General features: G+C 71.0%; 24 protein-coding genes and 2 pseudogenes. 16 read left to right on the top strand and 10 right to left on the bottom strand.

Annotated elements, in window-relative coordinates; genetic code table 11:
• Nucleotides 1-5 precede the first annotated feature (5 nt).
• The 10 genes and pseudogenes from ABD287_RS14885 (at nt 6) to ABD287_RS14835 (ending at nt 10020) form a co-directional block, all read left to right on the top strand.
• Nucleotides 6-1388: a serine hydrolase domain-containing protein gene (locus ABD287_RS14885; RefSeq protein ID WP_344173567.1), complete on the top strand. Its 1383-nt coding sequence runs from the start codon at nt 6-8 to the stop codon at nt 1386-1388.
• 110 nt (nt 1389-1498) lie between these two features.
• Nucleotides 1499-2194 (top strand): annotated as a pseudogene (locus ABD287_RS14880) (PhoH family protein); the annotation flags it as partial.
• A gap of 927 nt (nt 2195-3121) precedes the next feature.
• Nucleotides 3122-3463 (top strand): annotated as a pseudogene (locus tag ABD287_RS14870) (PhoH family protein); the annotation flags it as partial.
• Between the two features lie 57 nt (nt 3464-3520).
• The gene (gene ybeY, locus ABD287_RS14865) at nt 3521-3985 is read left to right on the top strand and encodes an rRNA maturation RNase YbeY (RefSeq protein WP_344173451.1); all 465 of its coding nucleotides are present in this window, start codon (nt 3521-3523) and stop codon (nt 3983-3985) included.
• A gap of 71 nt (nt 3986-4056) precedes the next feature.
• On the top strand, nt 4057-5355 hold the full coding sequence (locus ABD287_RS14860; RefSeq protein WP_344173565.1) for a hemolysin family protein: 1299 nt from the start codon (nt 4057-4059) through the stop codon (nt 5353-5355).
• Between the two features lie 75 nt (nt 5356-5430).
• Nucleotides 5431-5775, top strand: coding sequence for a cytidine deaminase (locus ABD287_RS14855; protein ID WP_344173449.1), 345 nt, complete (start codon nt 5431-5433; stop codon nt 5773-5775).
• 163 nt (nt 5776-5938) lie between these two features.
• Nucleotides 5939-6850 (top strand): GTPase Era, encoded by a 912-nt coding sequence (gene era, locus ABD287_RS14850; RefSeq protein WP_344173447.1) that lies wholly within the window; start codon nt 5939-5941, stop codon nt 6848-6850.
• A gap of 11 nt (nt 6851-6861) precedes the next feature.
• Nucleotides 6862-7662 carry a DNA repair protein RecO gene (gene recO, locus ABD287_RS14845; RefSeq protein ID WP_344173445.1) on the top strand — a complete coding sequence of 267 codons (801 nt, stop codon included), beginning with the start codon at nt 6862-6864 and terminating at the stop codon, nt 7660-7662.
• Complete coding sequence (locus ABD287_RS14840; RefSeq protein ID WP_344173443.1) at nt 7659-8465, top strand: isoprenyl transferase; 807 nt, start codon at nt 7659-7661, stop codon at nt 8463-8465. The genes recO and ABD287_RS14840 overlap by 4 nt, the downstream gene beginning before the upstream one ends.
• 466 nt (nt 8466-8931) lie before the next feature.
• Complete coding sequence (locus ABD287_RS14835) at nt 8932-10020, top strand: helix-turn-helix domain-containing protein (RefSeq protein ID WP_344173441.1); 1089 nt, start codon at nt 8932-8934, stop codon at nt 10018-10020.
• A 57-nt stretch (nt 10021-10077) separates the two neighbouring features.
• Here ABD287_RS14835 and ABD287_RS14830 read toward each other — a convergent pair whose 3' ends face one another.
• The 4 genes from ABD287_RS14830 to ABD287_RS14815 all read right to left on the bottom strand — a co-directional run bounded on the left by ABD287_RS14830 (nt 10078) and on the right by ABD287_RS14815 (nt 13587).
• A complete protein-coding gene (locus ABD287_RS14830; RefSeq protein ID WP_344173439.1) occupies nt 10078-10515 on the bottom strand; it encodes an RICIN domain-containing protein in 438 nt (145 codons plus the stop codon).
• Between the two features lie 273 nt (nt 10516-10788).
• Nucleotides 10789-11547 carry an energy-coupling factor transporter transmembrane component T family protein gene (locus ABD287_RS14825; protein WP_344173436.1) on the bottom strand — a complete coding sequence of 253 codons (759 nt, stop codon included), beginning with the start codon at nt 11545-11547 and terminating at the stop codon, nt 10789-10791.
• A complete protein-coding gene (locus ABD287_RS14820) occupies nt 11544-12989 on the bottom strand; it encodes an ABC transporter ATP-binding protein (RefSeq protein ID WP_344173434.1) in 1446 nt (481 codons plus the stop codon). Before ABD287_RS14820 ends, ABD287_RS14825 begins: the two co-directional genes overlap by 4 nt.
• Nucleotides 12990-12999: 10 nt before the next feature.
• Nucleotides 13000-13587: an ECF transporter S component gene (locus tag ABD287_RS14815; RefSeq protein WP_344173432.1), complete on the bottom strand. Its 588-nt coding sequence runs from the start codon at nt 13585-13587 to the stop codon at nt 13000-13002.
• Nucleotides 13588-13903: 316 nt separating this feature from the next.
• On the opposite strand from ABD287_RS14815, the gene ABD287_RS14810 reads away from it, so the two are divergent.
• Both ABD287_RS14810 and ABD287_RS14805 read left to right on the top strand, forming a co-directional pair.
• Nucleotides 13904-14881 (top strand): permease, encoded by a 978-nt coding sequence (locus ABD287_RS14810; protein WP_344173563.1) that lies wholly within the window; start codon nt 13904-13906, stop codon nt 14879-14881.
• Complete coding sequence (locus ABD287_RS14805) at nt 14881-15618, top strand: TIGR03943 family putative permease subunit (protein WP_344173429.1); 738 nt, start codon at nt 14881-14883, stop codon at nt 15616-15618. Before ABD287_RS14810 ends, ABD287_RS14805 begins: the two co-directional genes overlap by 1 nt.
• 8 nt (nt 15619-15626) lie before the next feature.
• Here ABD287_RS14805 and ABD287_RS14800 read toward each other — a convergent pair whose 3' ends face one another.
• The 5 genes from ABD287_RS14800 to ABD287_RS14780 form a co-directional block, all read right to left on the bottom strand.
• Nucleotides 15627-16022 carry a Fur family transcriptional regulator gene (locus ABD287_RS14800; protein WP_344173426.1) on the bottom strand — a complete coding sequence of 132 codons (396 nt, stop codon included), beginning with the start codon at nt 16020-16022 and terminating at the stop codon, nt 15627-15629.
• Entirely contained in the window at nt 16019-16336 is a 318-nt protein-coding gene (locus tag ABD287_RS14795) for an ArsR/SmtB family transcription factor (protein WP_344173424.1), read from the bottom strand. The genes ABD287_RS14800 and ABD287_RS14795 overlap by 4 nt, the downstream gene beginning before the upstream one ends.
• 76 nt (nt 16337-16412) lie before the next feature.
• On the bottom strand, nt 16413-17300 hold the full coding sequence (locus ABD287_RS14790) for a metal ABC transporter permease (protein WP_425565634.1): 888 nt from the start codon (nt 17298-17300) through the stop codon (nt 16413-16415).
• Nucleotides 17297-18004, bottom strand: coding sequence for a metal ABC transporter ATP-binding protein (locus ABD287_RS14785; protein WP_344173559.1), 708 nt, complete (start codon nt 18002-18004; stop codon nt 17297-17299). The genes ABD287_RS14790 and ABD287_RS14785 overlap by 4 nt, the downstream gene beginning before the upstream one ends.
• 59 nt (nt 18005-18063) lie before the next feature.
• On the bottom strand, nt 18064-18993 hold the full coding sequence (locus ABD287_RS14780) for a metal ABC transporter substrate-binding protein (RefSeq protein WP_344173418.1): 930 nt from the start codon (nt 18991-18993) through the stop codon (nt 18064-18066).
• Between the two features lie 331 nt (nt 18994-19324).
• On the opposite strand from ABD287_RS14780, the gene ABD287_RS14775 reads away from it, so the two are divergent.
• From ABD287_RS14775 to ABD287_RS14760, 4 genes are all read left to right on the top strand, one after another.
• Nucleotides 19325-19666: an antibiotic biosynthesis monooxygenase family protein gene (locus ABD287_RS14775; protein ID WP_344173416.1), complete on the top strand. Its 342-nt coding sequence runs from the start codon at nt 19325-19327 to the stop codon at nt 19664-19666.
• Between the two features lie 24 nt (nt 19667-19690).
• Complete coding sequence (locus ABD287_RS14770; RefSeq protein WP_344173414.1) at nt 19691-20260, top strand: Rv0361 family membrane protein; 570 nt, start codon at nt 19691-19693, stop codon at nt 20258-20260.
• Nucleotides 20261-20381: 121 nt separating this feature from the next.
• On the top strand, nt 20382-21761 hold the full coding sequence (locus ABD287_RS14765; RefSeq protein WP_344173412.1) for a glycine--tRNA ligase: 1380 nt from the start codon (nt 20382-20384) through the stop codon (nt 21759-21761).
• Between the two features lie 170 nt (nt 21762-21931).
• On the top strand, nt 21932-23308 hold the full coding sequence (locus ABD287_RS14760; RefSeq protein WP_344173410.1) for a M14 family zinc carboxypeptidase: 1377 nt from the start codon (nt 21932-21934) through the stop codon (nt 23306-23308).
• A 642-nt stretch (nt 23309-23950) separates the two neighbouring features.
• On the opposite strand, the gene ABD287_RS14755 is transcribed toward ABD287_RS14760, so the two are convergent.
• Nucleotides 23951-25177 (bottom strand): trypsin-like serine peptidase, encoded by a 1227-nt coding sequence (locus ABD287_RS14755; protein WP_344173407.1) that lies wholly within the window; start codon nt 25175-25177, stop codon nt 23951-23953.
• Nucleotides 25178-25204: the final 27 nt, after the last annotated feature.

The following is a 25204-nucleotide window of genomic DNA, read 5'->3' as shown; positions in this document are numbered from 1 at the left end:
GCGACGTGACGATCACCCCCGACGTCGCGTTCCGCCGGTACTCCCGCGCCACCGCCACCGCCCAGGCCGAGGGGCGGGTCCCGGCGCTGTCGGTGGCGTTGACCCGCGCCGACCGGCCGCTGTGGACGATGCAGATCGGCGACGCGGGCGGCGTGCCGCTCGACGCTGACACCCGGTTCCGGATCGGGTCGGTCACCAAGACGTTCACCGCAGTGCTGGTGTTGCAGTGCCGCGACGCCGGGCTGCTCGGACTCGACGACCCGGTCAGCGCCCATGTGCCGGTCCCCGGTCGCCTCGACGCCACCATCCGTCAGCTTCTGACGCACACCTCGGGAATGCAGCGGGAGCCGTTCGGCGACGTGTGGGACACCCTGGTCGCCCCGGACGACCGCCAGTTCCTCGCTGACCTTGCCCGCGCGGAGCGGGTTCTCGCCCCGGCCCGCCGGTACCACTACTCAAACCTGGCGTTCGCCCTCCTCGGCCAGGTCGTCGCGGCGGCGCGGCGTTGTTCCTGGGCGGACGCCCTGGGCGAGCGTCTGCTGCGTCCGTTGGGCCTGGAGGCGATCACGGTCGAGCCGACCGATCGGGCGGCGACCGGTTACCTGGTCGACGAGTACTCCGACCACGCCCGACCGGAGCCGGCGGTGGACTTCCGTGCCCTCGCGCCGGCAGCCCAGTTGTGGGGCACGGCCGCGGACCTGGCCCGGTGGGCGGCCTTCTTGGCCGATCCGGCGTCGATCGACCCGGCCGGGGCGGTGCTCGCCTCCGCGACGTTGGAGGAGATGCGCTGGCCGCAGACGGTCACCGACAACAGCCTCGGCGCGTTGCAGCTCGGCCTCGGGTTGATGATCCTCAACCGTCCGGACCGGGTGGTCCAGGTCGGTCACTACGGCGCCATGCCCGGGTTCCTGGCCGGGGCGTTCGGCCAGCACGGCGGGGCGGGAACGCCGCGTGCCTTCGGCTGCGCCGTCCTCGGCTCCGCGGGCGGCGCCGTGACCATCCTCGAACTGACGCATCAGCTGCTGGACCTGGCTGTCGCGGCCGACCCGGCTGACGTGCCGCCATGGCGCCCGGGCGAGCCTGCTCCGGAACAGTTCCGGTCGGTGTTGGGGCGGTGGTGGAGCGAGGGCTTCCCGCATGATTTCCGCTGGCGCGAGGGCCGGTTGGAGGCCCGGATGCCCAGCGCCCCGGCGAACCAGCCCGCGTCGGTGTTCGCTCAGGTTCCCGGCGAGCCGGATCTGCTGCGGACGGTCTCCGGCCGCGAGCTGGGGGAGCTGCTGCGGTTGACCCGGGACGCCTCCGGCGCGGTGGTCAGGATGCGCTGGGCGACCTACCGCTACACCCGGACGCAGGAGACGTTCGACGGCGTCCCGGTCAGCCATCCGTGAAGGGCGCCGGCGCGGGAATCGCTTCGCCGGCCGATCCGGCCAGCCGATACGATGGGCGTCTGCATGTCGCGTGAGGAAGCAGGTGGCGCAGGCCCGGTCAGGGCCGAGTTATGAGCGGGAAACCACCCCCCGGGGAGCCGCGGGTCCAGACCACGATCACGGTCCCTGATCCGCATGTCATGGTGCACCTGCTGGGTGCCCGAGATGAGCTGCTGCGTCTGGTCGAGAGCCAGGTGGGCAGCGACATCCACGTCCGCGGAAACAAGATCACCATCACCGGGTCGCCGGCGGACAACGCGCTGGCCGACCAGGTGTTCAGCGAGCTGCTCGAAATGATCAAGAAGGGTGAGACGCTGGACGTCGAGGCGGTGCGGCGCACCGTCGGCATGCTCGTCGAGGGCATCGACGAGCGCCCGGTCGACGTGCTCACCCACAACATCCTGTCCCGGCGCGGGCGTAACATCCGACCCAAGACGGTCGGTCAGAAGCGTTACGTCGACGCGATCGACAAGAACACCATCGTCTTCGGCATCGGCCCCGCCGGCACCGGCAAGACCTACCTGGCCATGGCCAAGGCCGTCCAGGCTCTGCACGGCAAGCAGGTCAGCCGGATCATCCTGACCCGGCCGGCCGTCGAGGCCGGCGAGCGCCTGGGCTTCCTGCCCGGCACCCTGTTCGAGAAGATCGATCCCTACCTGCGTCCGCTCTACGACGCCCTGCACGACATGATCGACCCGGAGTCGATCCCGCGGCTCATGGCGGCCGGCACCATCGAAGTCGCTCCGTTGGCCTACATGCGGGGCCGAGCCCAGCCGGTGACCACCCCGGTGCTCACCCCGGACGGTTGGCGCCCGATCGGTGAGCTGGCCGTCGGTGACCTGGCCGTGGGCTCGGACGGCACGCCGACCCCGGTGCTGGGCGTATACCCCCAGGGTCGCCGCCCGGTGTACCGCGTGGGCGCCTCCGACGGCGCGTCGACGCTGGCCTGTGGCGAGCACCTGTGGACCGTCCGTACCCCGGACGACCGTGACCACGGTCGGGGTTGGCGGGTCGTCCAGACCCAGGACATGATCGGCGACCTGCGGCGCGTGCCGGGGCGCCGGTATGAGCTGCCGTTGGTCGAGCCGGTCGCGTTCGTCCCGCAGGACGTTCCGCTCGATCCGTACGCGCTCGGGCTGCTGCTCGGCGACGTCTGCCTGACCACGACGGCCACGCCGGCTTTCGGCACGGCCGACCCGCGGCTGGCCGGGGCGATCGAGGCGGCGCTTCCCGAGAGCACGCTGGCCGGCACGCGGTCGAGCGCCGCATTCGTGCCGGAGGTCTATCTGTGGAACAGCGCGGCCGTCCGGCTTGCCGTGCTCCAGGGGCTTCTCGACAGCGACGGTGGGCCGGTGACCCAACGCGGTCGCGCCTGCCGGATTCAGTACACGACCTGCTCGTCGCGGCTCCGCGATGATGTGGTGTTTCTGGCGCGTTCGCTCGGTGGGGTCGCCGACTGGCGGCGCCGCCCCGTGCCGCACCGTGGCGACGCCTTCGTGCTGGATATCCGGCTGCCCGCGGGCGTGGCGCCGTTCCGGCTTGGCCGGAAGAAGGCGACGTACGACGCGACCGGTGGCGGACGTCCGAAGCGCTTCGTCCACAGCATCGTGCCGGCCGGGGAGGCCGAGACCGTCTGCATCCAGGTCGCGGCGGCGGATTCGTTGTATGTCACCGACGACTTCGTCGTCACCCACAACACCCTCAACGACGCGTTCATCATCCTCGACGAGGCGCAGAACACGACGCCTGAGCAGATGCGGATGTTTCTCACCCGGCTCGGCTTCGGTTCGAGGATCGTCGTGACCGGTGACGTCACCCAGGTGGATCTGCCCGGCGGGGTCCGGAGCGGGTTGCGGGTCGTGAAGGAGATCCTCGACGGTGTGGACGACGTGCACTTCGCCCAGCTCGGCAGTGGCGATGTCGTCCGGCACCGGTTGGTCAGTGACATCGTGGACGCGTACGCGCGGTGGGACGCCGTCCAGGAGGCCGGGCAGTCGGCCGCAGGGCCCGGCGGCCGCCCCGGTCGACGCCGGTGACCACAGACGCCTGGCGCCGCCGCCGAGGTCGCGCCTGTTGGGACGGGAGACCGGCACGTGTCAATTGAGATCGCCAACGAGTCAGGGGCGCAGGTCGACACCGAGGCGGTCCTCGCTGTCGCCCGGCACGCCCTGGAGCAGATGGGGGTCAATCCGCTGGCTGAGTTGTCGATTCTGTTGGTCGACATCGAGTACATGGCGGAGCTGAACCACCGTTGGATGGGCGGTGACGGCCCCACCGACGTGCTCGCCTTCCCGATGGACGAGGGCAACGTCGACCATGGTCCGGGCGAGCCCACCACCGGCGAGCCGGCGCTGCTCGGCGACATTGTCCTGTGCCCGGAAGTGGCCGCCAGGCAGGCCGTCGGCGCCGGCCACAGCCCCACCGACGAGCTGAGCCTGCTGACCATGCACGGCTGCCTGCACCTGCTGGGCTACGACCACGCCGAGCCGGAGGAGGAGAAGGAGATGTTCGGTCTGCAGGCCAAGCTTCTGGAGAGCTGGCGGAGCGCGGCCAAGTGACCGATCTGGTTCCGTTAGCGGGGCGGCTGAGCGCCGCACCGGTGGACCTGCCCGACGGGCAGCTGCTGTTCATGGCCGCCGGGCTGGTGATCCTCGGCGGGGTGTTCGCGATGAGCGAGGCGGCGCTGGGCGCGGTCTCGCCGGCCCGCGCCGCCGTCCTGGCCCGTGAGGGGGCCCGGGGCGCCGCCGCGCTGCACGCCGTCGCCGTCGACGTGGTCCGGCACCTCAACCTGCTGCTGCTGCTGCGGCTGCTGTGTGAGCTGACCGCCACCACGCTGGTGGCGCTGGTCGCGGTCGACACGTTCACCGCCGGCTGGCGGGCCGCCCTCATCACCGCCGGGGCGATGACCGTCGTGAGTTTCATCGTCGTGGGCGTGGCGCCGCGCACCATCGGCCGGCAGCACGCCTACGTCGTCGGGCGGATCTTCGCGCCGGCGGTGCGTTGGCTGGGTCGGGTGCTCAACCCGCTGGCGTCCCTGCTCATCGTCATCGGCAACGCGGTGACCCCCGGCCGCGGCTTCCGTGAGGGCCCGTTCGCCACCCAGGTGGAGCTGCGGGAGCTGGTCGACCTGGCCGAGGAGCGCGGGGTCGTCGAGCACGGCGAACGTCAGATGATCCATTCGGTGTTCGCGCTCGGCGACACCATCGCCCGCGAGGTGATGGTGCCGCGTACCGAGATGGTGTGGATCGAGTCCGACAAGACGCTGCGCCAGGCGTTGACCCTGTTCCTGCGCTCGGGGTTCTCCCGGATCCCGGTGGTCGGCGAGGGCGTCGACGATGTCCAGGGCCTGCTGTACTTCAAGGACGTCACCCGGCGGGTCAACGCCGGCGGCGGCGACGACCTGCTGGTGCCGGAGCTGATGCGCGAGGCGACCTTCACCCCCGAGTCAAAGCCGGTGGACGATCTGCTCTCGGAGATGCAGGCCACCCGCACCCATCTGGTCGTGGTCATCGATGAGTACGGCGGCACGGCCGGCCTGGTCACCATCGAGGACATCCTTGAGGAGATCGTCGGTGAGATCACCGACGAGTACGACGTCGAGCGGCCGCCGGTGGAACGGTTGGCTGACGGCGCGGTACGGGTGACCGCCCGGCTGCCGATCGAGGATCTCGGCGAGTTGTTCGACGTCGACCTGCCGGCTGACGAGGTGGAGACGGTCGGTGGTCTGCTCGCCCAGCAGCTTGGCCGGGTGCCGATCCCGGGCGCGACCGCCACCGTGGGTGGTCTGCGCCTGGTGGCCGAGGGCACGACCGGCCGCCGGAACCGCATCGACACGGTGCTCGCGCGCCGGGAGGAGGTCAGCGTGTCCGACGGTCAGCCGGCAACGTCGCGGGACGCCGACCGTCCCGCTGACATAGCCTCGGCCTGACGCTCGGCGGCCGGCGGCGCGGATGACCACAGTCGATCCCGTCGTCGGCGCGCCGCGCCTGCGCCTGGAGGTGTGATGTCATCGGTTCCGCCCGAGCAGGTGGACGCTGGCCTGCTCGCGCTGGCCCGGAGCGCCCGTGGCCGGACCCGGGCCGCCGAGGGCGCCGCCGTGCGGGACGCGGCCGGGGATGCCTACGCCGCCGCCAGCGTCTGTCTCCCCTCGCTGGCGATCACCGCGCTCCAACTCGCCGTGGCGACCGCGGTCACCGCGGGCGCGTCGCGACTGACCGGCGCGGTGGTCGTCACCGAGGCGTCAACCCTGGACGGCGCCGGTCACGCTGCGTTCCGGGACCTGGCCGGCGCCGTCCCGGTCGTCGTCGCCTCCCCGGACGGCGTCGTCCTGGGTCGGGTGACGGCATGAGGCGTTCCAGCCCGCGGCTGAAGGTTACCCAACGGTAGCCAAAGCGGTTTGCAGTAAGAACAGGCGCCGACGGCCACGGACTCCAGGTGGGGCGGCGCGGCGTCCGGCCCGGGACAGTCGCGCCGTAAGCTGGACCGATCACCCGAGCTACCGAGGGACGTTGTTGAAACAGCACAGAGGCGACGCGAAGTCCGACGGCGGCTACCGGGCGGGTTTTGCCTGCTTTGTTGGTCGGCCCAACGCCGGCAAGTCGACCCTCACCAACGCGATCATCGGACAGAAGATCGCGATCACGTCGAGCAAGCCGCAGACCACCCGGCACGTCATCCGTGGCGTGCTGCACCGCCCCGACGGGCAACTCGTCCTCGTCGACACCCCCGGCCTGCACCGCCCGCGCACCCTGCTCGGCGAGCGCCTCAACGACCTGGTCCGCGCCACCTGGAGCGAGGTCGACGTCATCGGCCTGTGCATCCCCGCCGACGAGGAGATCGGTCGTGGCGACCGGTTCATCTCCGGCGAGCTGGCCGAGCTGAAGGCCACCGTCCTGGCCGTGGTCACCAAGACCGACCTGGTCGGCAAGGAGCAGCTGGCCAAGCAGCTGCTGGCGGTCAGCGAACTGGCCGACTTCGCCGAGATCGTCCCGGTCAGCGCCGTCAGCGGCGACCAGGTCGAGCTTCTCGTTGAGGTCATGGGCCGCTACCTGCCGCCGTCGCCGCAGCTGTACCCGGACGACATGCTCACCGACGAGCCAGAGCATGTGCTCATCGGGGAGCTGATCCGCGAGGCCGCGCTGGAAGGTGTGCGCGACGAGCTGCCGCACTCGATCGCCGTGGTCGTCGAGGAGATCCAGCCCGAGGGCCGGCTCACCCGGATCTTCGCGGACCTGTACGTCGAACGCTCCAGCCAGAAGGCGATCGTCATCGGCGCCCGGGGCGCCCGCCTCAAGGAGGTCGGCACCCAGGCCCGTGCCCAGATCGAGGAGCTGCTCGGCACGAAGGTCTTCCTCGATCTGCACGTGCGGATCGCCAAGGACTGGCAGCGCGATCCCAAGCAGCTGCGCAAGCTTGGTTTCTGAGGCGCTGTCCCATGGCCGGGATGCGCCGCCCGCTCTACCGCGACGACGCGGTGGTGCTGCGGGCGCAGAAGCTCGGCGAGGCCGACCGGATCATCACCCTGCTGACCCGCCGGCACGGTCGGGTCCGGGCCGTCGCCCGGGGGGTGCGGCGTACCACGTCGAAATTCGGGGCCCGACTGGAGCCGTTCGGGCATGTCGACCTGCAACTCGTCGGTGACCCCGGCAAGATCGGCCTGCACACGGTGAGCCAGGCCGAGAGCATCGACCTGTTCGGCCGCCGGCTCAGCGGCGACTACCCCCGTTACACCGTCGCGAGCGCCGTCGCCGAGACCGCCGAACGGCTCACCCCGGTCGAGCAGGAGCCGGCGCTGCGTCTGTTCCAGCTCACCCTCGGCGCGCTGCGCGCCCTGGCTGAGGCGGCACACGACGGCGACCTGGTCCTCGACGCCTACCTGCTGCGGGCGATGACCGTCGCCGGCTGGGCGCCGGCCCTGGTCGCCTGCGCGGTCTGCGGGGCCGAAGGGCCGCACGGCGCCTTCGCGATCTCATCCGGCGGCGCGGTCTGCGGCCACTGCCGTCCGCCCGGCGCCACCCACCCCGCCCCGGCCACGTTGGCCCTCATGCTCGCCCTGGCCAACGGGGACTGGACCACCGCCGACGCCGCCGGCGCCGGCCCGCGGCGCGAGTGCGGCGGGCTCACCGCCGCCCTGTTGCAGTGGCACCTGGAGCGTGGCATGCGTTCACTACCGTTGGTCGATCGTGGCGGCCCGACCCGCCGCGCCGTCCCGCCCGCAACCCCGGAGGACCAGTGATCCGTACGTCCCGTCGCCCGGCGCTCGCGCCCACCCCGCACCCGTCCGGCGCCCGCCCGCCCGCGCTGCCGCCAGCCGCGATGCCCAAGCATGTGGCGCTGGTCATGGACGGCAACGGCCGGTGGGCCAAGGAACGCGGACTGCCGCGCACCGAGGGGCACACCCGCGGCGAGCTTTCGCTGTTCGACGCGGTCGAGGGCGCCATCGAGGCGGGGATCCCGTACCTGTCGGCGTACGCGTTCTCGACCGAGAACTGGAAGCGCTCCCCGGACGAGGTGCGTTTCCTCATGGGCTTCAACCGGGACGTCATCCGGCGCCGCCGTGACCAGCTGGTCGACCTGGGCGTGCGGGTGGTGTGGTCCGGGCGGCGCGGGCGGCTGTGGAAGAGCGTCATCTCCGAGCTGGAGACCGCCGAGCGGATGTCGGCCGACAACCGCACCCTGACCTTGCAGTTCTGCGTGAACTACGGCGGGCAGGCCGAGATCGCCGACGCGGCGGCCGCCATCGGCCGCGACGTGGCCGCCGGCCGCCTCGATCCGGCGAAGGTCAACGAGAAGACGTTCGCCAGGTACCTCTACCACCCGGAGGTGCCCGCGGTGGACCTGTTCCTACGACCTTCGGGTGAGCAGCGCACGTCCAACTTCCTCATCTGGCAGTCCGCCTACGCCGAACTCGTCTACCTGGACACGTTGTGGCCGGACTTCGACCGCCGGCACCTGTGGCACGCCTGTGAGCTGTACGCCCAGCGGGACCGCCGCTTTGGCGGCGCGCTGCCGAACCCGGTCCCCCCGCCGGCCCCGTAAGCGCTCGGCCTTCTGCTACACCCGCGTCAGACGTTCGTTCAGTTGATCTGAACGAAAAGCCACGGGGCGCGCCTCCATCCACATAGGTCTTGAACTTTCGGCTGCGCGCCACCCGGGACCGGTGCGTGGCGACTGTTTGCGCTCGGCGCTGCCGTGCTGCCGGTCCTGGCTCCGTCGACGGCTGCGGGCCAAGCGTTCGCGGCGTTGACAGCCGGCGGTGACGGCTTGCCGGACAAGCTGTTCTGGCTGTGACCGTGCGGGCCCGGCAAGGCGGCTGACGGTGGGACCCGGAGCTGGAGGCAGCCAGGGCAGGTGCGGTGAGGGGGCGGCTGCGGCGTAGCCAGCCGACGCCGCAGCCGCAAGCCCGATCGCGATTGGTCCTGCCATTGTGGACCTATCTGTCGGTATCATGCAGCGCATCGAGGCCGTGTCGAATCTGGCGAACCGTGAAGCTCGGAGGGGTGCTATGTCGGCGGAGACCTTGCCATCGTTGCTCACCAGCCTGAAGACGCGCAGCGGCCTGAGCTACGACGTCATCGCTCGGCGGGTCCACATCAGCAAGTCCGCGCTGCACAGGTACTGCCAGGGCGAGGCTGCGCCGCCAGACTTCAGCGCGGTGGAACGAATAGCCCGGTGTTGCGGGGCCAGCGACGACGAACGCCGGCGGCTCCACGACACCTGGCGGCGCGCCGCGGCCGGCGGGCTTCCAGGCCCTGAACCGACCCAGGTCGCAAACGTGCCCACCGCCAACGCGGAGCTCCGGACCGCTAAGGCCGATGTCTCGACCGCCAGGGCGGACCTCCCGGTCAGCAAACGGACGCGCTCGTTGACCGCATGGGGCAATGTCGCGCGGACGGGCCGCGGCTGGGCCGTCACCGTGCTCACGTTGCTTGCGATGATCGCCGCCACGGCCGCGTGGTGGCCGAACGCCCGGGCGACGGCTGGGGGTGTGGAACCGTTGCTAAGCGGCGCCTGCGCCGAGCCCGTGGCCCTCGGCCGGACGGATGGCTGTGTCAGCGAGCTGCAGCGGCTGCTGTTGAAGGCTGGCGCCGAAATCGAGATTGACGGCAGCTTTGGGCCGATCACGCAGAGTAAGGTCTCGGCGTACCAGGCGCTGGCTAATCTCCCGGTCACAGGGCAGGCGGACGACGCCACCAAGAAAGCCCTGTACGCCGGCACGGTGCCGCTGCGCTCGTGGCCCCGTGATCAGGTTGAGGCGCGTATCCGGCAGGTGTTCGTCGAGGCGCCAGACCTCGCGGTCCGGGTGGCCGAGTGCCGTTCCCACCTTGAGGCGTTGAGCGCGGCAGCGAACGCCGACGGCACCCATTCGTGGGGCGTCTTCCAGCTCACCGACCAGATGATCAAACAGCTCGAGGGTACCCGGCTGCTGGCATTGGATCCGGAATGGAACATTCGGGCCGCGCATCGCCGCTATCTCGCCCACGCTGACTTCGGTGAGCGATTCTGCGACCGGGCGGTCGCCCCGGGACCGACCGCCCGCCGATCCGTTGGGCTGGACACGCAACGCGCCGCGTCGGCTCCTGGCGGGGCGTGACCCACCTCAGCTGATCATCTGTGGTGGGTCACGCCCCGCCCCCGGGCAACGTTGGGTCTAGAAGACCCAGTTCTGGTGGTTGCCGCCGTTGGAGCCGATGGCGTAGACGGCGCCGTCGTGGTTGCTGTCCAGGCACCGCCCGGTGGCGACGTTCTCCACCCGGAGGCCAGCGCCGGTGCGGATGAGACGCCACTGCTGGTTGTTGCCGCCATTGCAGGCGAGGGTGTAGACGGCGCCGTCGCGGTCGCTGTCCAGACACTTGCCGGTGGCGGTGTTGTAGAACGTGGCGCCGTGCGGGGCGGATCCCCGGTGCCAGTTCTGGTGGTTGCCGCCGTTGCAGGTGAGGGTGTAGACGGCGCCGTCGTGGTTGCTGTCCAGGCACCGGCCGGTGGCGAGGTTGCGGGCCACGCCGGTGTCCGGGGCGGCCGCGGCTGCGGGGGCGGCGAACAGTGTGGCGGCGATCGCTGCGGTGCCGAGGACTGCCATGAGCTTCATGCTGATCTCCCTTTGAGGCGAGTGGTGCGTTCCGTGGGTCCGCCGAGGTGCGGCCCGCTTGGGAATGACCATCGACCAGGCGCCGGATACGGGACAACCTGCTGGGATGTCCCCGGGACGTGCGGGACACCGGGACATCGGGACACCTGGGACACGCGCCGCCCAGGTTGTCAGGCGCCGGTGACGGCGCCTGACGCGTTGTCCCCTGGATACGCAAACTGACGGCTGTCTGGTGACCTCATCTATGTCGAGGCGTCATGCCTTCACATGAGGTCACATGCCCAGGCCCGCGGTGATCATCAGGATCGTTGCGGCGAACGCCGCCGCGCCCGCCACCAACGCCCAGTCGCCTCCGGTGAAGCGTTGCTGTCTGGCCGCGGTGCGGGCGATGCCGGCGTCGAAGCCGCGGGCGTCCATGGCGGTGGCCAGCCTTTCCCCATCCCGGATCGCGCCCACCAGCAGGGAGAACGCCACGCCGCCGAGGCTTCGCGCCTGTGCGGCGGGGTTACGGCCAGGCGACAGACCCCGCGAGCGCCGGGCCAGGACGAGCTGCTGCCACTGGGAACGCAGCAGCGGCAGCAGTCGCAGCGCCGCCAGCGACCCGTACGCGAACCGGGCCGGCAGCCGGGCGTTCTGGGTGAGGGCGTCGGCGAGGTCGGTGGGGTCCATCGTGGCCAGGACGATCACCCCGGGCAGTGCGACGGCGAGCACCCGCAGGCCCAGCCCGACAGCGTCGACCAGCACGCCGTCGGTGATCTCCAATGGTCCGACGGCGGCGACGACCTGGCCATGCGGCTCGGCGAACGGGACGACGCTGAACAGCACGCCGACGGCCCCCAACAGCAGCGGCCCGGACCGCCGCGTCAACGCCGCCACGCTCACCCCGAAGGCGCCGGCGACGGCTATCGATACCGCGATCGCGAGCGTCGGTGTCAACGGGTCCAGGGTGCTCAACAGCGGCAGGCTGAACAGCAGCGCCGCGCCGACCCGCGCCAACGGGTTGCGCCTGGTCAGCGCGGCGCGCCGGGTCATCGCTCGCCCGTCGGCGGGCCGCCCAGGCTCATTACCCGGTCGGCGAGGGTCGCCAGCAGCTCGTCGTCGTGGGTGACGGCGACGATCGCCGCGCCAGCGTCGCGTAGGCCCGCCAGCAGCTGGACCAGGGCGATCCAGGTGTTGCGGTCCTGGCCGAAGGTGGGCTCGTCGAGCACCAGCACCCGGGGGGCGGCTGCCAGCGCCGCGCCGACGCTGAGTCGCCGGGCCTGCCCGCCGGAGAGCGTGAACGGGTTCGCCGCCGCCAGCGCCGCCAGCCCGAGGCGGTCGAGCAGGTCGTCAACGGTGGCGTCGACGTGCTCGCGCGGATGCCCGGCGAGCCGCGGTCCCAACGCCAGCTCGTCACGGACGTTGGCGCGGACGAACTGGTGTTCCGGGTTCTGGAACACCGAGCCGATCCGCGCGGACAGGCCGGTGGCGGGCCAGCGGTGCGGCGGCCCGTCCAGGCCGGCGGCAAGGTCTTCGGCGGCACGCAGCACCCCTGAGGTCGGGGCGATAAGGCCGCCGAGCAGCAGCGCCAGCGTCGACTTGCCGCCGCCGTTGGGGCCGACGACGGCCAGCGCCTCGCCCTCTCGGACGACCGCGTCGACGGCGGGGAGGGCGTCCCGGTCCGCGCCGTGACGCCGGTACCGGACCTTCTCGGCGCTCAGCAGCGGCGCGCCGGCGGGGCCCGCAGCGGGGAGCCGGGGCAGCGGATGTCCGGGAACCCATACGCCCGCGGCGGCGAGGGCCGGGCCGTGGTCGGCGAACACGGTCTCCGGCGGGCCGTCGGCCAGCAGGCCGCCGCCGGGCCCCAGGGCGACCACCCGGTCCACCAGTGGCAGCGCCGCCGCGATCCGGTGCTCCACCAGGACGACGGTGGTGTCGGCCCGGACCGCCTCGGCGAGCGCCGTCCGCACCAGCGCCGCCCCGGCGGGGTCGAGGTTGGCGGTGGGTTCGTCGAGCAGGAGCAGGCCGGGGTCGGTGGCCAGGGCGCCGGCCAGGGCGAGGCGTTGTTGTTCGCCGCCGGACAGCGCCGCCGTGGAGTGGTCGAGGTGGTACGGGAAGCCGACCCGGCGCAGCGCCCTGGCGACCTGGGGCCAGATCCGCTCCGGCGGCACGCCCCGGTTCTCGAGGCCGAACGCGACGTCGTCGCCGCAGCGGGAGAGGACGAGCTGGGTCTGCGGGTCCTGGAAGACGATCCCGACGCGTTCGCGGGCCCTGGCGACCGGGACGCCGTCGAGCAGCGCCTCGCCCTCGCCGTCGCCGGAGTCCGCCGCCAGCAGACCGGCCAGGGCACGCAGCAGGGTGCTCTTGCCCGACCCGGACGCTCCCAACAGCAGCACCCGCTGGCCTGAGGGGATCGTGAGGTCCAGACCACGTAACGCCCACTCACGGCGTCCGGCGTGCCGCCAGCCGAGGTCGCGGACCTGGACCTCTACCACCTGACCGCGGTCAGATCTTCACGACGTCACGGCCGGACGGGAAGCGCCGGAGGACGCCGGTGCGGGCCAGCGCCCTGGTCAGCAGCCACCCGCCGGCCCCGGCCACCAGCGCGGCGCTGAGCATGACGAGCCCGGTGTAGAGCAGCTTCCAGTCGGTGCTCCAGGTTGGGTAGTAGTTGACCAGGTCGAGCCCGGCGGCGGCCAGCCCGGCCAACGCCCCGGCGGCGACGGCCACCGGCAGCCGGAACGACCGGTACCACAGCGCGGCGAAGGCGGCCTCGCCGGCGATTCCCTGCGCCAGGCCGTAGATGACGACTGTCAGTCCCCAGGCCGACCCCAGCAGGGCGGACACGATCGCCGCCAGGACCTCGCAGAACAGGCCGGCGCCCGGTTTCCGGATCACCAGTGGTCCGACCACGGCGGGCAGCAGCCACACCCCGTAGACGATGGCGGAGGCAGGCTTGAACGCGCCGAACACGGCGGCGAACGGGCCGTTCCACAGCAGGCCCCAGGCCCAGAAGACGACCCCGAAGGCGACGGCCAGCACCGAGACGACCAGCACGTCGACGGTTCGCCAACGACGATTGGTGTCCCGCATCTTCGCACTCCGAACGTCAGTTGACCGAGATGAGAGGCGACCGAACCGGCCCAGCGCCGACGCTAACACCGTGGGCGTCGGCGGGCTCGGTCCGGACGCCGCTGGCCGGTCGATCTCGGCCCGAACGGAGAGTGGTCGCCTGACTGCATGGAGAAGTAGCCTGAGCTGCCCCTAGCCGACTATTCCATTGCCCCTTGTGAATCCCTAGGATCCTGACGTGACCGCGACCACACCACGAGCCAACGCCTCTCCCGCGAAAGCCGACGAGGCGCACGATCACGCCCATGGCCATGACCACGATCACGGCAAGCCACGGCTGTTCGGCGACCGGATCGGCTCGGTTGAGGTGCTCGCCGTCGTCCTCATCGCCCTGGTGATCTTCCGGGACCAGGTCGCTTCCGCGCTCTCCGCGCCGGCTCTGGCCGCCTGGACCACCGTCTTCGTATCGGTGCTCGTCCAGGCGATGCCGTTCCTGGTCTTCGGGGTGGCGCTGTCGGCGGTCATCGCCGTGTACGTGCCCCGCTCGTTCTGGGCGAAGGCGCTGCCGCGTCACCCGGCGTTGGCGGTGCCGGTGGCCAGCGTGGCCGGCGTCGTCCTGCCGGGCTGCGAGTGCGGCGCGGTGCCGATCGCCGGCTCCCTCATCCGGCGCGGCGTGACCCCGGCGGCGGCGTTGGCGTTCCTGCTGGCCGCCCCCGCGATCAACCCGATCGTGTTGACGGCCACCGTGGTGGCGTTCCCGAACAATCCTGAGATGGCGGTCGCCCGTGGGGCCGCTGGCCTGGTCGTTGCCATGATCATGGGCTGGCTCTGGACGCGGCTCGGCAAACAGGAGTGGATCAAGCTGCCCCGCCGGCCCGACCTGGAGAACGTCTCCAAGGCGCGGGCGTTCTGGACGTCCATGCGGCACGACATCATCCACGCCGGCGGGTTCCTGGTCGTCGGCGCCGCGGCCGCGGCGTTCATCAACGTCGTCATCCCGGAGAAGTGGATGCTCACGCTGGCCGAGAACGAGGTCCTGGCCATTCTCGCGTTGGCGATCCTGGCCGTCCTGTTGTCGATCTGCTCGGAGGCCGACGCTTTCGTCGCCGCCTCGCTGTCGCAGTTCTCGCTGACCTCGCGCCTGGTGTTCCTCACCGTCGGCCCGATGGTCGACCTCAAGCTGATCTCGATGCAGTCCGGCGTGTTCGGGCGACGCTTCGCCGCCCGGTTCGCCCCGGCCACCTTCGTCGTCGCGGTCATCATGGCCGTGGTGATCGGGTTCATCATGGTCGAAATGACTGGAAAGGGCGCCTGATGAACAAGCGCGCACAGGCCGTGGTGATGCTCCTGCTGGGCGGGGCGTTGATCCGGGCGACCCTGTCGGACCTGCATCTGCGTTACGTCAAGGAGTCCCTCGGTCCGTTCCTCATCGCCTCCGGGGTCCTGCTGGTGATCGCCGGGGCGATGACCCTGCTCTACGAGTTGCGGCCCGGCCATGGCGCCGAGGCGGTGCCCGAGTGCGCCGGCGACGGCGACGACGACCACGGCCACCACGAGCCGCGGGTCGGCTGGCTGCTGATCCTGCCGGTGCTCGGGCTGTTGCTGGTCGCCCCGCCGGCGCTGGGCGCCTACTCGGCCAGCCAGACCGGCAGCATCCTCAACGCCGCGAACCAGCCGTCGGACTTCCCGCCGTTGCCGCAGGGTGACCCGGTCGAGATCGGCCTGGCCGACTACGCCTCCAGATCGGTGTTCGACAAGGGCAGGACCCTGGCGGGACGCCAGATCAGGATGGTCGGATTCCTCAGCGCCAACCCGGACGGCACCCAGTACCTGACCCGGATGGTGCTGTCCTGCTGCGCTGCCGACGGCCGTCCGATCAAACTGGGGATGGCCGGCGACCCACCGGCCGGCCAACCGGACAACGGCTGGGTTCAGGTGGTCGGCACGTATACCGACAAGGTCGCCGAGGACCCGGTGAATCAGGCACAGATCCCGTTCGTGCAGGTGGTGAGCTGGGAGCCGATCGCGCCCCCGAAGCAGCCCTACGAGTAACCGCGCGATCAGCCGCAGCCGGGGCACACGCCGAAGATCTCCAGGGTGTGGCTGACGTCGCTGAACCCGTGTTCGGCGGCGACCTTCTCGGACCACTTCTCCACGGCCGGACCGGCGACCTCGACGGTGCGCCCGCAGGCCCGGCACACCAGATGGTGGTGGTGGCCCTCGCTGCACCGCCGGTACAGCTGCTCGCCGCCGGGGATCTGCATGACGTCGATCTCGCCAGCCTCGGCCAGACTCTGCAACGTCCGGTAGACGGTGGTCAGCCCGACCGCGTCGCCCCGACTGCGGAGCCTGGCGTGCAGCTCCTGGGCGCTGTGGAAACCGTCCACTTCGGCGAGCAGGGCGCTCACGGCGGTGCGCTGCCTGGTGTTGCGGATGCCGACGGCGGTGGGGTTCATCTGTGGTCCTCCCGTGCGTGGCTGACCGCGTCCGCCACGATGTGCGCGACGTGGTCATCGACCAGTGAATAGGCGATCTCCCGGCCGCTGCGGGCCCCCCGCACCACGCCGGCGCGTCGTAGCACCCGCAGGTGTTGCGAGACCAGCGGCTGCGGCGCGCCGACAACGTCGACCAGCTCGTGCACGCAGCGGTCCGCCGCCGCCAGCTCCATGACGATGGCGACCCGGGTCGGCGAGGCCAGCGCCCGTAGCAGGGCGGCGGCGGCCGCGTAGCTGGTCGTCGCGGACTCGACTGGTTCACTCGCCAGGGTCATGGCCGCAACGCTATCCAACGCCGCGTGCGCCGCTGACACGGCGGCGCGTGGTCGGGGCAGGCGGGGGATGGGGGCGTCAGCCATGACTCAGCCGCACGTCAGCCGGCTCACCGCTGGGCTCGCCGCTGGCCGGCGCCCGCGCTGCCGCCCGACGGCGCAGCGCCCGTAGGGCGCCGGCCGCCACAGCGGTGATGACGAACAGCGCGACGGCGAGCACCACGATGGTGGCGCCGGGAGCCGTATAGAGCTGCCAGGACACGGCCACGCCGCTGGCGGAGACGCCCAGACCGATTCCCATGGCCCCCAGCAGGGTGGCCCTGAACCCACGGGTGAGCTGCTGGGCGGCGCCCACCGGGATGACCATGAGCGCGCTGACCAGCAGCAGGCCCACGGTGCGCATGGCGACGGTGATCGTCGCGGCGGTCGTCGCGGCGAGCAGCAGGTTGAGCGCCCGCACCGGCAGGCCGGAGACGCGGGCGTACTCCTCGTCGTGGCAGACGGCGAACAGGGCCGGACGTAGCAGCAGCATCAGCGCCACCAGCAGCGCCCCGACGCCGGCCATCGCGGCCAGCTCGGCGTCGGTGGCGGTGCCCAACGATCCGAACAGGTAGGAGGTGAGGTTGGCGTTGGACCGGTCGTCGGAGAGCCCGACCAGGACGACCCCGCCGGCGATGCCGCCATAGAACAGCACGGCCAGAGCCAGGTCGCCGGGGGTGCGGCCGCGTTCACGTAGCAGCTCGATGCCGACCGCGCAGATCGTGGCGACGACGACGGCGGTGAGCACCGGGGACGTCTTGAGCAGCAGCCCGAGGCCGACGCCGGTGAGGGCGACGTGACCGATGCCGTCCCCGATCATCGACATGCGCCGCTGGACCAGGTAGGTGCCCAGGGCGGGCGCGGAGACGCCGACGATGACCGCCGCGATCAGCGCCCGGATCATGAGGTCGGAGAGGTAGAGGCTCACCCGGGGAACACCTCGCCGCCGTGGTGGTCGGGCCCGTGCGGGTGGACGTGTTCGTGTCCGGGCAGGGCGTGCCAGCCCACCGGCTCCGGCGGCGGTCCGTCGTGGGCGATCCGACGGTCGTGGACGACGATGGCCCGGGTGAGCAGCGGGCGCAGCGGCCCGGCCTCGTGCAGCACCACGATGGCGGTGCCGCCCTCGGCGACGAAACCGTCGAGAGCGGCGGCGAACGCCTCCTGGCTGGCGGCGTCGACGCCGGCGGTCGGCTCGTCGAGGATGAGCAGCTCGGGCTCGCCGGCGAGCGCCCTGGCGATGAGGACGCGCTGCTGCTGACCGCCGGAGAGGGTGGACACCGGGTCACGGGCCCGGCCGGCCAGGCCGACGGCTGTCAGGGCGCGGGTCACCGCCTCCCGGTCGGCGTGCCCGGCCGGTCGCAGGATGCCGCGACGGGCGAGCCGGCCGGCGGCGACCACCTCGGCGACAGTCGCCGGCACCCCGCTGGCGGCGGTGAGCCGCTGCGGGACGTAACCCAGGCGGCGCCACTGCCGGAACCGGCGCAGCGGCTGCCCGAACAGCCGGATCTGGCCACCGCTGACCGGGACCAGGCCGAGCGCGGCCCGGATCAGCGTCGACTTGCCCGACCCGTTGGCGCCCATGATCGCGACGACCTCGCCAGCGCCGATGGTGGCGCGGATGCGGCTGAGCACCGGACGCTCGCCGTAGGCGACGGTGACGTCGTCGAGGGCGACCAGCGGGTCGGCGTGGCTCACTTGCAGCTCAGCGCTTCGCGGAGGGTGGCGAGGTTGCGGTTCATGACGACGAAGTAGTCGTCGTCGCCGGTGACGCCCTCGATGGGGTCGAGAACGGCGGTCTTGGCCCCGCTGCTGCGGGCGACGGTTTCGGCGACCTTGGGACTCACCAGCGTCTCGAAGAAGATCGTGGTGGCGCCGCGTTGCTTGGCCTGTGCGGCGATCTCGGCCATCCGGCGTGGTGCCGGCTCCTGGTCGGGGCTGAGCCCGGAGATCGGGATCTGCTTGAGTTTCCAGCGGGTGGCCAGGTAGCCGAAGGCGGCGTGATTGGTGAAGATCTCCCGACGCTGGCAGTCGCGTAGTCCCTTTTCGTACTTGATGTGGCTGCCGGCGAGGTCCTTCTGGAAGGCCAGCAACCGGGCCCGGTAGTCGGCTGCGCCGTCCGGGTCGGCGGCGGCGAGCTGGTCGGCGATCGCCGCGGCGAGGGCGCCGTAGCGTTCGGTGTCCAGCCACAGGTGCGGGTCGACGCCCAGTTCCTCCCCGGCGTGCTCGCCTTCCTCCTCAGCGTGCTCGTCCTCGTGGGTGGCGGGGGTCAGCGGCACGGCCTCGGCGACGTTGAGGCGCTTGCCCTTGGCCTGCTTGACGGCTTCGTCGACGGCGGGTTGGAAGCCCTTGAGGTAGACGACCAGCTCGCCGGCGGCCACGGCCTCAAGCTGCGGCGGCGTGAGTTCGAGGTCGTGTGGCTCGGCGCCGGCTTTGGTGAGGTTGGTGACGGTGACCCGGCCGCCGCCGATCCGTTCGGCGACGAACTGCAGGGGGTAGAACGCGGCGACGACGTCAACCCGCGCGGGGTCGCTCTGGACCTGCTTGCCGGCGCAGGCGGTGACGGGGAGCAGGACGGCGAGGCAGCTGAGCGCGGCGGCCGTGCGGGGGGATCGATACCACATGATTCCTACTGTCCGTGACAATGACAACGATTGTCAACATCGCATCGCTGTGGGTCGCTTGCTCACGGCAGCTTTGCCCACTGCTGCCGTCCCAAGCATGACAACAATGCCGGCCGGATGACACGGGCGCCCGTCGGCCGCGCAGGACAGGACGCCGTCGCAAGCCCGCCCGGGGCCGCGGCGGGCAGGACGAGCAGGGCGTTGACGGCGCCTGGAGCGTAGATCGCCGCCAATTCGTAGGCAATGCTGCCGAGGAGGACCGGTGTTCGGCGCACCTTTAACCTGACCGGGGACACCGTCCCGGCCCGTCACACCCGTCCCAGGAGGCGCCGTGCTCGTCGTCAACCGGTTCACCATCGCCGATCCCGCCGTCGCTGGCTTCACAACGCGCGCACACGCGGCGCTGGCGGCGCTCGCCGGCCGGCCGGGCTACCGCTGCGGACGCCTCACCCGCGCCCTCGACGACCCCCGGCACTGGTGCCTGATCACCGAGTGGGAGTCCGTCGGCGCCTACCGACGGGCGCTGGGCGCCTTCGACGTCAAGATGCACGCGACCCCGTTGCTGGCCGAGTCGCTCGATGAGCCGTCCGCGTACGAGACCCTCGCCTCGGCCACCCCCGAGGGCGAGGTGGTCGCGTATGCCAGCGACCGCGCCGGTGACCCCGGGCGGTGAGCGCCGCGCCGCTAGGATCGCCCAATGACCGCTGCGGGGACCGAGGGCGAGCCGACGCCTGAGCACTGTCCGGCCTACCACCCGTCGCCGGCGGGGCAGTGGGCCTCCCCCTCACCGCCGCCCCCGCCGCCCGGTCCCGGGGTGGCTCCGCCGTTCCCCGCCCCGCCTGGCGAGGGCGGCTCCGCCCGGCTGGGGCTCGGCCTGGGGATCGCCGGCGCGGCGCTGCTGTTGTGCTGCGGCGCCGGCCTGGCGGCCTGTGTCGGCCTGACCGTCACCGGGGCGAGCGCGATCAACGAACAGGGCCGGGCCGCCGTCGGCGACTACCTCGGCAGCCTCCGCGACGGCGAGTACGAGGACGCCTACGAGGCGCAGTGCGAGTCCGAGCGCGACCGGGAGACGGCCGCCGAGTTCGCCCGCCGCCAGGCCGCCGAGTCGCGGATTCGTCGGTACGAGGTCGAGGACATCGACATCACCGGCGAGCTCGCCGCCCCGGTCGAGGTCACCTACGTGGACGGGCGGTCGGAGACCCTCCGGTTCCGGCTGGAGCAGGATGGCGAGACCGGCAAGCTCAGGGTCTGTGGCGTCGACCGATAGGCTGACCGCGCCCCCGCCCACCGGGGCGAAATGTCAGCCGTGGTCGGCCCTCGCCTTGTTACGGTGAGCCGTCCCGCCCACCGCAGTCCCCGCCGACCGCCAGTCGGCGTAGGAGGAACCCATGTCAGCAGACCGTATCGACGCCATCGTCAGCCTCGCCAAGCGCCGTGGCTTCGTCTTCCCGTCCAGCGAGATCTATGGCGGCACCCGATCGGCCTGGGACTACGGCCCGCTGGGCGTCGAGCTCAAGGAGAACGTGCGCCGCCAGTGGTGGCGCGCTACGGTCCAGCAGCGCGACGACGTCGTCGGCCTGGACTCCTCGGTCATCCTGGCCCGTGACGTGTGGGCGGCCTCTGGCCACCTTGAGGCGTTCGTCGACCCGCTAACCGAGTGCCAGTCGTGCCACAAGCGTTACCGGGCCGACCACCTCGAAGAGGCGTACCAGGCCAAGCACGGCCGTCCGCCGGCGTCGTTGTCGGAGTTGAACTGCGCCAACTGCGGCAACAAGGGCACCTTCACCGAGCCGAAGCTGTTCAACGGTCTCATGAAGACCTACCTGGGCCCGGTCGAGAGCGAGGAGGGCCTGCACTACCTGCGGCCCGAGACCGCGCAGGGCATCTTCGTCAACTTTGCCAACGTCATGACGTCGGCGCGCAAGAAGCCCCCGTTCGGCATCGCCCAGGTCGGCAAGTCGTTCCGGAACGAGATCACTCCGGGCAACTTCATTTTCCGGACCCGCGAGTTCGAGCAGATGGAGATGGAGTTCTTCGTCGCGCCGGGCGAGGACGAGCAGTGGCACGAGTACTGGTTGCAGCAGCGCTGGGACTGGTACCTCGACCTGGGCCTCAGCGAGGCGAACCTGCGCCGTTACGAGCACCCGGCGGAGAAGCTGTCGCACTACTCCAAGCGCACCGTGGACATCGAGTACCGGTTCCAGTTCGGCGGCACGGAGTTCTCCGAGCTGGAGGGCGTGGCCAACCGCACCGACTATGACCTCACCACGCACGGCAAGCACTCCGGCGTCGACCTGTCCTACTTCGACCAGGAGAAGAACGAGCGCTGGGTGCCGTACGTCATCGAGCCGGCGGCGGGCCTCACCCGCGCGGTGCTCGCCTTCATGATGGAGGCGTACGACGTTGACGAGGCCCCGAACACCAAGGGCGGCGTGGACAAGCGGACGGTCATGCGCTTCGACCCTCGGCTGGCGCCGGTGAAGGTGGCGGTGCTGCCGCTGTCGCGGAACGCGGATCTGTCCCCGAAGGCCAAGGACCTGGCCGCGGCCCTGCGCCGGCGCTGGGTGGTCGAGTTCGACGACTCGCAGGCGATCGGTCGGCGCTACCGTCGCCAGGACGAGATCGGCACCCCGTTCTGCGTGACGGTGGACTTCGAGACGCTCGACGACAACGCTGTCACCGTCCGCCACCGGGATTCGATGACCCAGGAGCGCGTTTCGCTCGACCGGGTCGAGTCGTATCTGGTGGAGCGTCTTCCTGGCTGCTGAAATGCGGCCTTACCTGGCAAATAAGACGTGGAAAACGTAGTTGCCGCCCCGGATGACGCATTGAGGCATTCAAGTTCGTGACTTTCTCGGCTCGGGCTGGTGTGATGGAAGTCATCTGCTGGCATCCCCCGCTCTCCCCCCGCCCTCAGCCTGATGAGTGAGGAACGAACATGACCGCTCCGTCTTCCCGGTGGCCCGGCCGGCGAGCCCTGGCGGCCGTCGGCGTCGCCACCGCCGCCGCGCTCGCGCTGCCCCTGCTCGGCGCCCAGACCTCCGCCAACGCCCAGCAGGCCCCCGCGGCCCAGGCGTCCGCCCCCCAGGGCTATTACCTGGTGGCCCGCAACGGCGTCGACCACTCGCTGCTCGCCAACCGCCTCGACGAGCGGCTATTCGACCTCGTCGGGCACGACGACATGAAACACGGCGTCCAGATCGTCGGGACCGACGCCGACGCCGCCAAGCTGCGTGCCGAGGGGATGTCGGTCACCTACCTCGCCCCGCTGCACCAGCCGGTCCCGGCCGCGTTCGCGGCGAACGCCGACACCTACTACGGCGGGTACCACACCGTCGAAGGTCACCGGAGCCACAACGCGGCGATCGTCAGCGCCAACCCCACGCTGGCCCGGAAGCACGTCATCGCCCAATCGTGGAAGAAGACCGTCGGCAAGGGCGGCCACGACATCGAGGCCGTCTGTATCACCAAAATCGCGGCTGGTGACTGCGAGCTGAAGAACACCGGCAAACCGAAGTTCACGGTCATGTCGCAGATGCACGCGCGTGAGCTTGCCAGCGGCGAGCTGTCCTACATGCTCATGGACCACCTGGTCGCCAACTACGGCAAGGCCGCCGACGTCACCAGCCTGCTCGACACCACCGAGGTCTGGATCATCCCGATCGCCAACCCGGACGGCGTCGACATCGTCGCTTCCAACCCGAACAACCCGATCTCGCAGCGCAAGAGCGCCAAGGAGAACGGCTGCCCAGGCACCGGGTTGGGCACCGACCTCAACCGCAACTCCAGCTACCACTGGGACGTCAACCAGGGCGGCAAGTGCAGCCAGACGTACCCGGGCACCGGCCCGGCCAGCGACCCCGAGGTCGCCGGCATCCAGAAATTCCTGTCCAAGATCTACCGGGACACCAAGCCCGCCGCCGACAAGGCGCCCGCCACCGCGGACACCACCGGCGTCTTCATCACCACGCACAGCTACTCGCAGCTGAACATCTTCCCGTACGGGTGGACCAACGACCTGGCGCCGAACCACAACAGCCTGAAGGCGATCGCGGACGCAATGGCCAGGCACAACCGGTACCAGGTCGTGCACGGTGATGGTGGCCTCAACTACTTCGCCCCCGGCGCCACCGACGACTGGGTGTACGGCGAGCTGGGCGTCCCCGGTCTCACCATCGAGATCGGCCCGGGCACTGGTGCCTGTGGCGGATTCTTCCCGAAGCACTCGTGCATGCAGGACTTCTGGAAGCTCAACTACCCGGCGTACATGGCCGCCGCGAAGTACGCTGCCAAGCCGTACGCGACCCGTCGCTGACGCTGCCCTGATCTGAGCCGGCCCCGGTCCCCGGAAGCACCACTTGTGAGGCCCCACCGAGCACTACCCGGTGGGGCCTCATTCGCACCCCCACCCACCCGCCGCCGGGCGGTGCGCCCCGAAACGGGTCAGGCGGTGTGGTCTGGGGCGGTCGGGGCGCTCTGGCGCGGGGCGATACACCAGGCGGCGCCGCCGAGCGCCACGTCAGCCCCGCGCAGCGGCCAGCCGCTGACCGACCCGCAGCATCGCTGCCCGGTCCCTTCCCTGACGGCCGACGCCCGGCCAGGCCCGCGGACACCAGCAGCAACGCCATCACCCCGGTAGGGATGTGCTCGACCGCCAAGAAGTAGCGAGTGGACTAAGCAGCAGCAACATGGGCACGCCTAGCCCTGCCTCGTACGCGTGACGGGCCAAGATCGGCATGAGGCGGTAGCCGGCCGCCGAGGCGATGACCAGCAGTCGGCCGCGGGCTGGCGGGAACATCGGCGAGGTCATCACCTCCTCGTACGAGGCGAGCGCCTCTGCGGGCGACGGGCAAGGCCCGCCGATGCGGCGCGGCGACCCTGCTGCTGGCCTACTGACCAAGCGTGATGGGCGGGTCGGGCCACTGGCCCGACCCGCCCATCACGGTGTGGCTGCGGGTCAGCGGATCCGGTTGTCGATCATTGACTGGATCTCGGGGTAAATCTTGTCGATCCGGTTGCTGCCGTTGTCGTTCGGGCACCGCCCGGTGTTGTGCAGGGAGATCGCCTTGTGCGAGGTGGCGGAGAGGACCGGCGAGCCGGAGTTGCCGCCGGAGGTGTCGCAGTTGTAGCTGGTGCGGTTGCCGGACACCTTGTAGACCGTGCAGGTCTGCGGCGCGCCGGGCTCCTCGACGATGCTGATGCGCTTCGGCTTGCCGTCGCCGTGTCCCGGGATGTAGATCTCTTCGCCGGCGACCGGGATGCGCGGGTCGAGGTAGATGGTGCCGAACGAGGTGACCGCCTCGAACCGGTCCATCGAGAAGAGCGTGTAGTCGAGGGTGGCGTTGGTCTTGAAGAACTCGGCGCCGGAGACCTTCGTCGGGGTGACCGGGTCGTTACGGCCACAGGTGGCGCAGTCGTAGCCGAACTGGACCTCGGTGGTCCGGACGGCATTGGCGGCCTTGATGCAGTGGTTGTTGGTGAGCATCCGGTTGGTGTTGCCGACCCGCCAGGCGGTACAGCTGCCGGAGCCGTTCATGATGATCTTCGCGGTGGCCTTGGATCGTGCGTAGTGGGTCGGGTGGCTCTGGGCGTAGCAGATCGCGTCCTGGCGGGCGTCCCGGCCGCAGACCGCCCGGGTCTGGTCGGCGAGGCGCTCGGCGTCGGTGAGCCCGCGCCACACCCGGTCGATCCGGACGCCGTGGCCGGCCCGGTCCAGTGAGCGGGCGCTGGCGCGGCTGGTCTTCTCGATGGTGACGACGGCGGTGTCGCCGTCGATCGACATGGCGCCGAAGCCTTGGGTGCGGTGGAAGGTGGCGCTGCTGTCGCTGGACGGACGCGCCGAGCGGCTCGGGTCGGCGGTGTAGACGTGCCGTTCCCGTCCGGCCGGGTCGCTGACCACCAGGCGGTCGCCGGCGGCCAGCTTCATCGCGTTGACGTGGACCTTGACATAGGCCGCGCCGGGGTAGCTGATGACGGTGCGGGGACTGGTGTAGAGCACCGTGTCGTTGCGGGTCAGCTCCTCACCGGTGCGCTCACCGGTGATCTCCGCAGCGACGGTGGAGACGCCGACGTCCATCGGGCGGGCGGCCAGGTTGTCGGCGGATTCCTGGGCGTACGCCGCCGAGCCGATGAGCGGCAGGGTGAGAGCGGCGGCTACGACGGGGATACGAAGTTTTCTCAGCATATGACTGAGCCCTTTCGTCTGTCAGGG

This window comes from Pilimelia columellifera subsp. columellifera (assembly GCF_039532605.1).
In the GTDB taxonomy this organism is placed as follows: Bacteria; Actinomycetota; Actinomycetes; order Mycobacteriales; family Micromonosporaceae; genus Pilimelia; species Pilimelia columellifera.
This window is presented reverse-complemented; position numbering and strand designations above follow the sequence as displayed.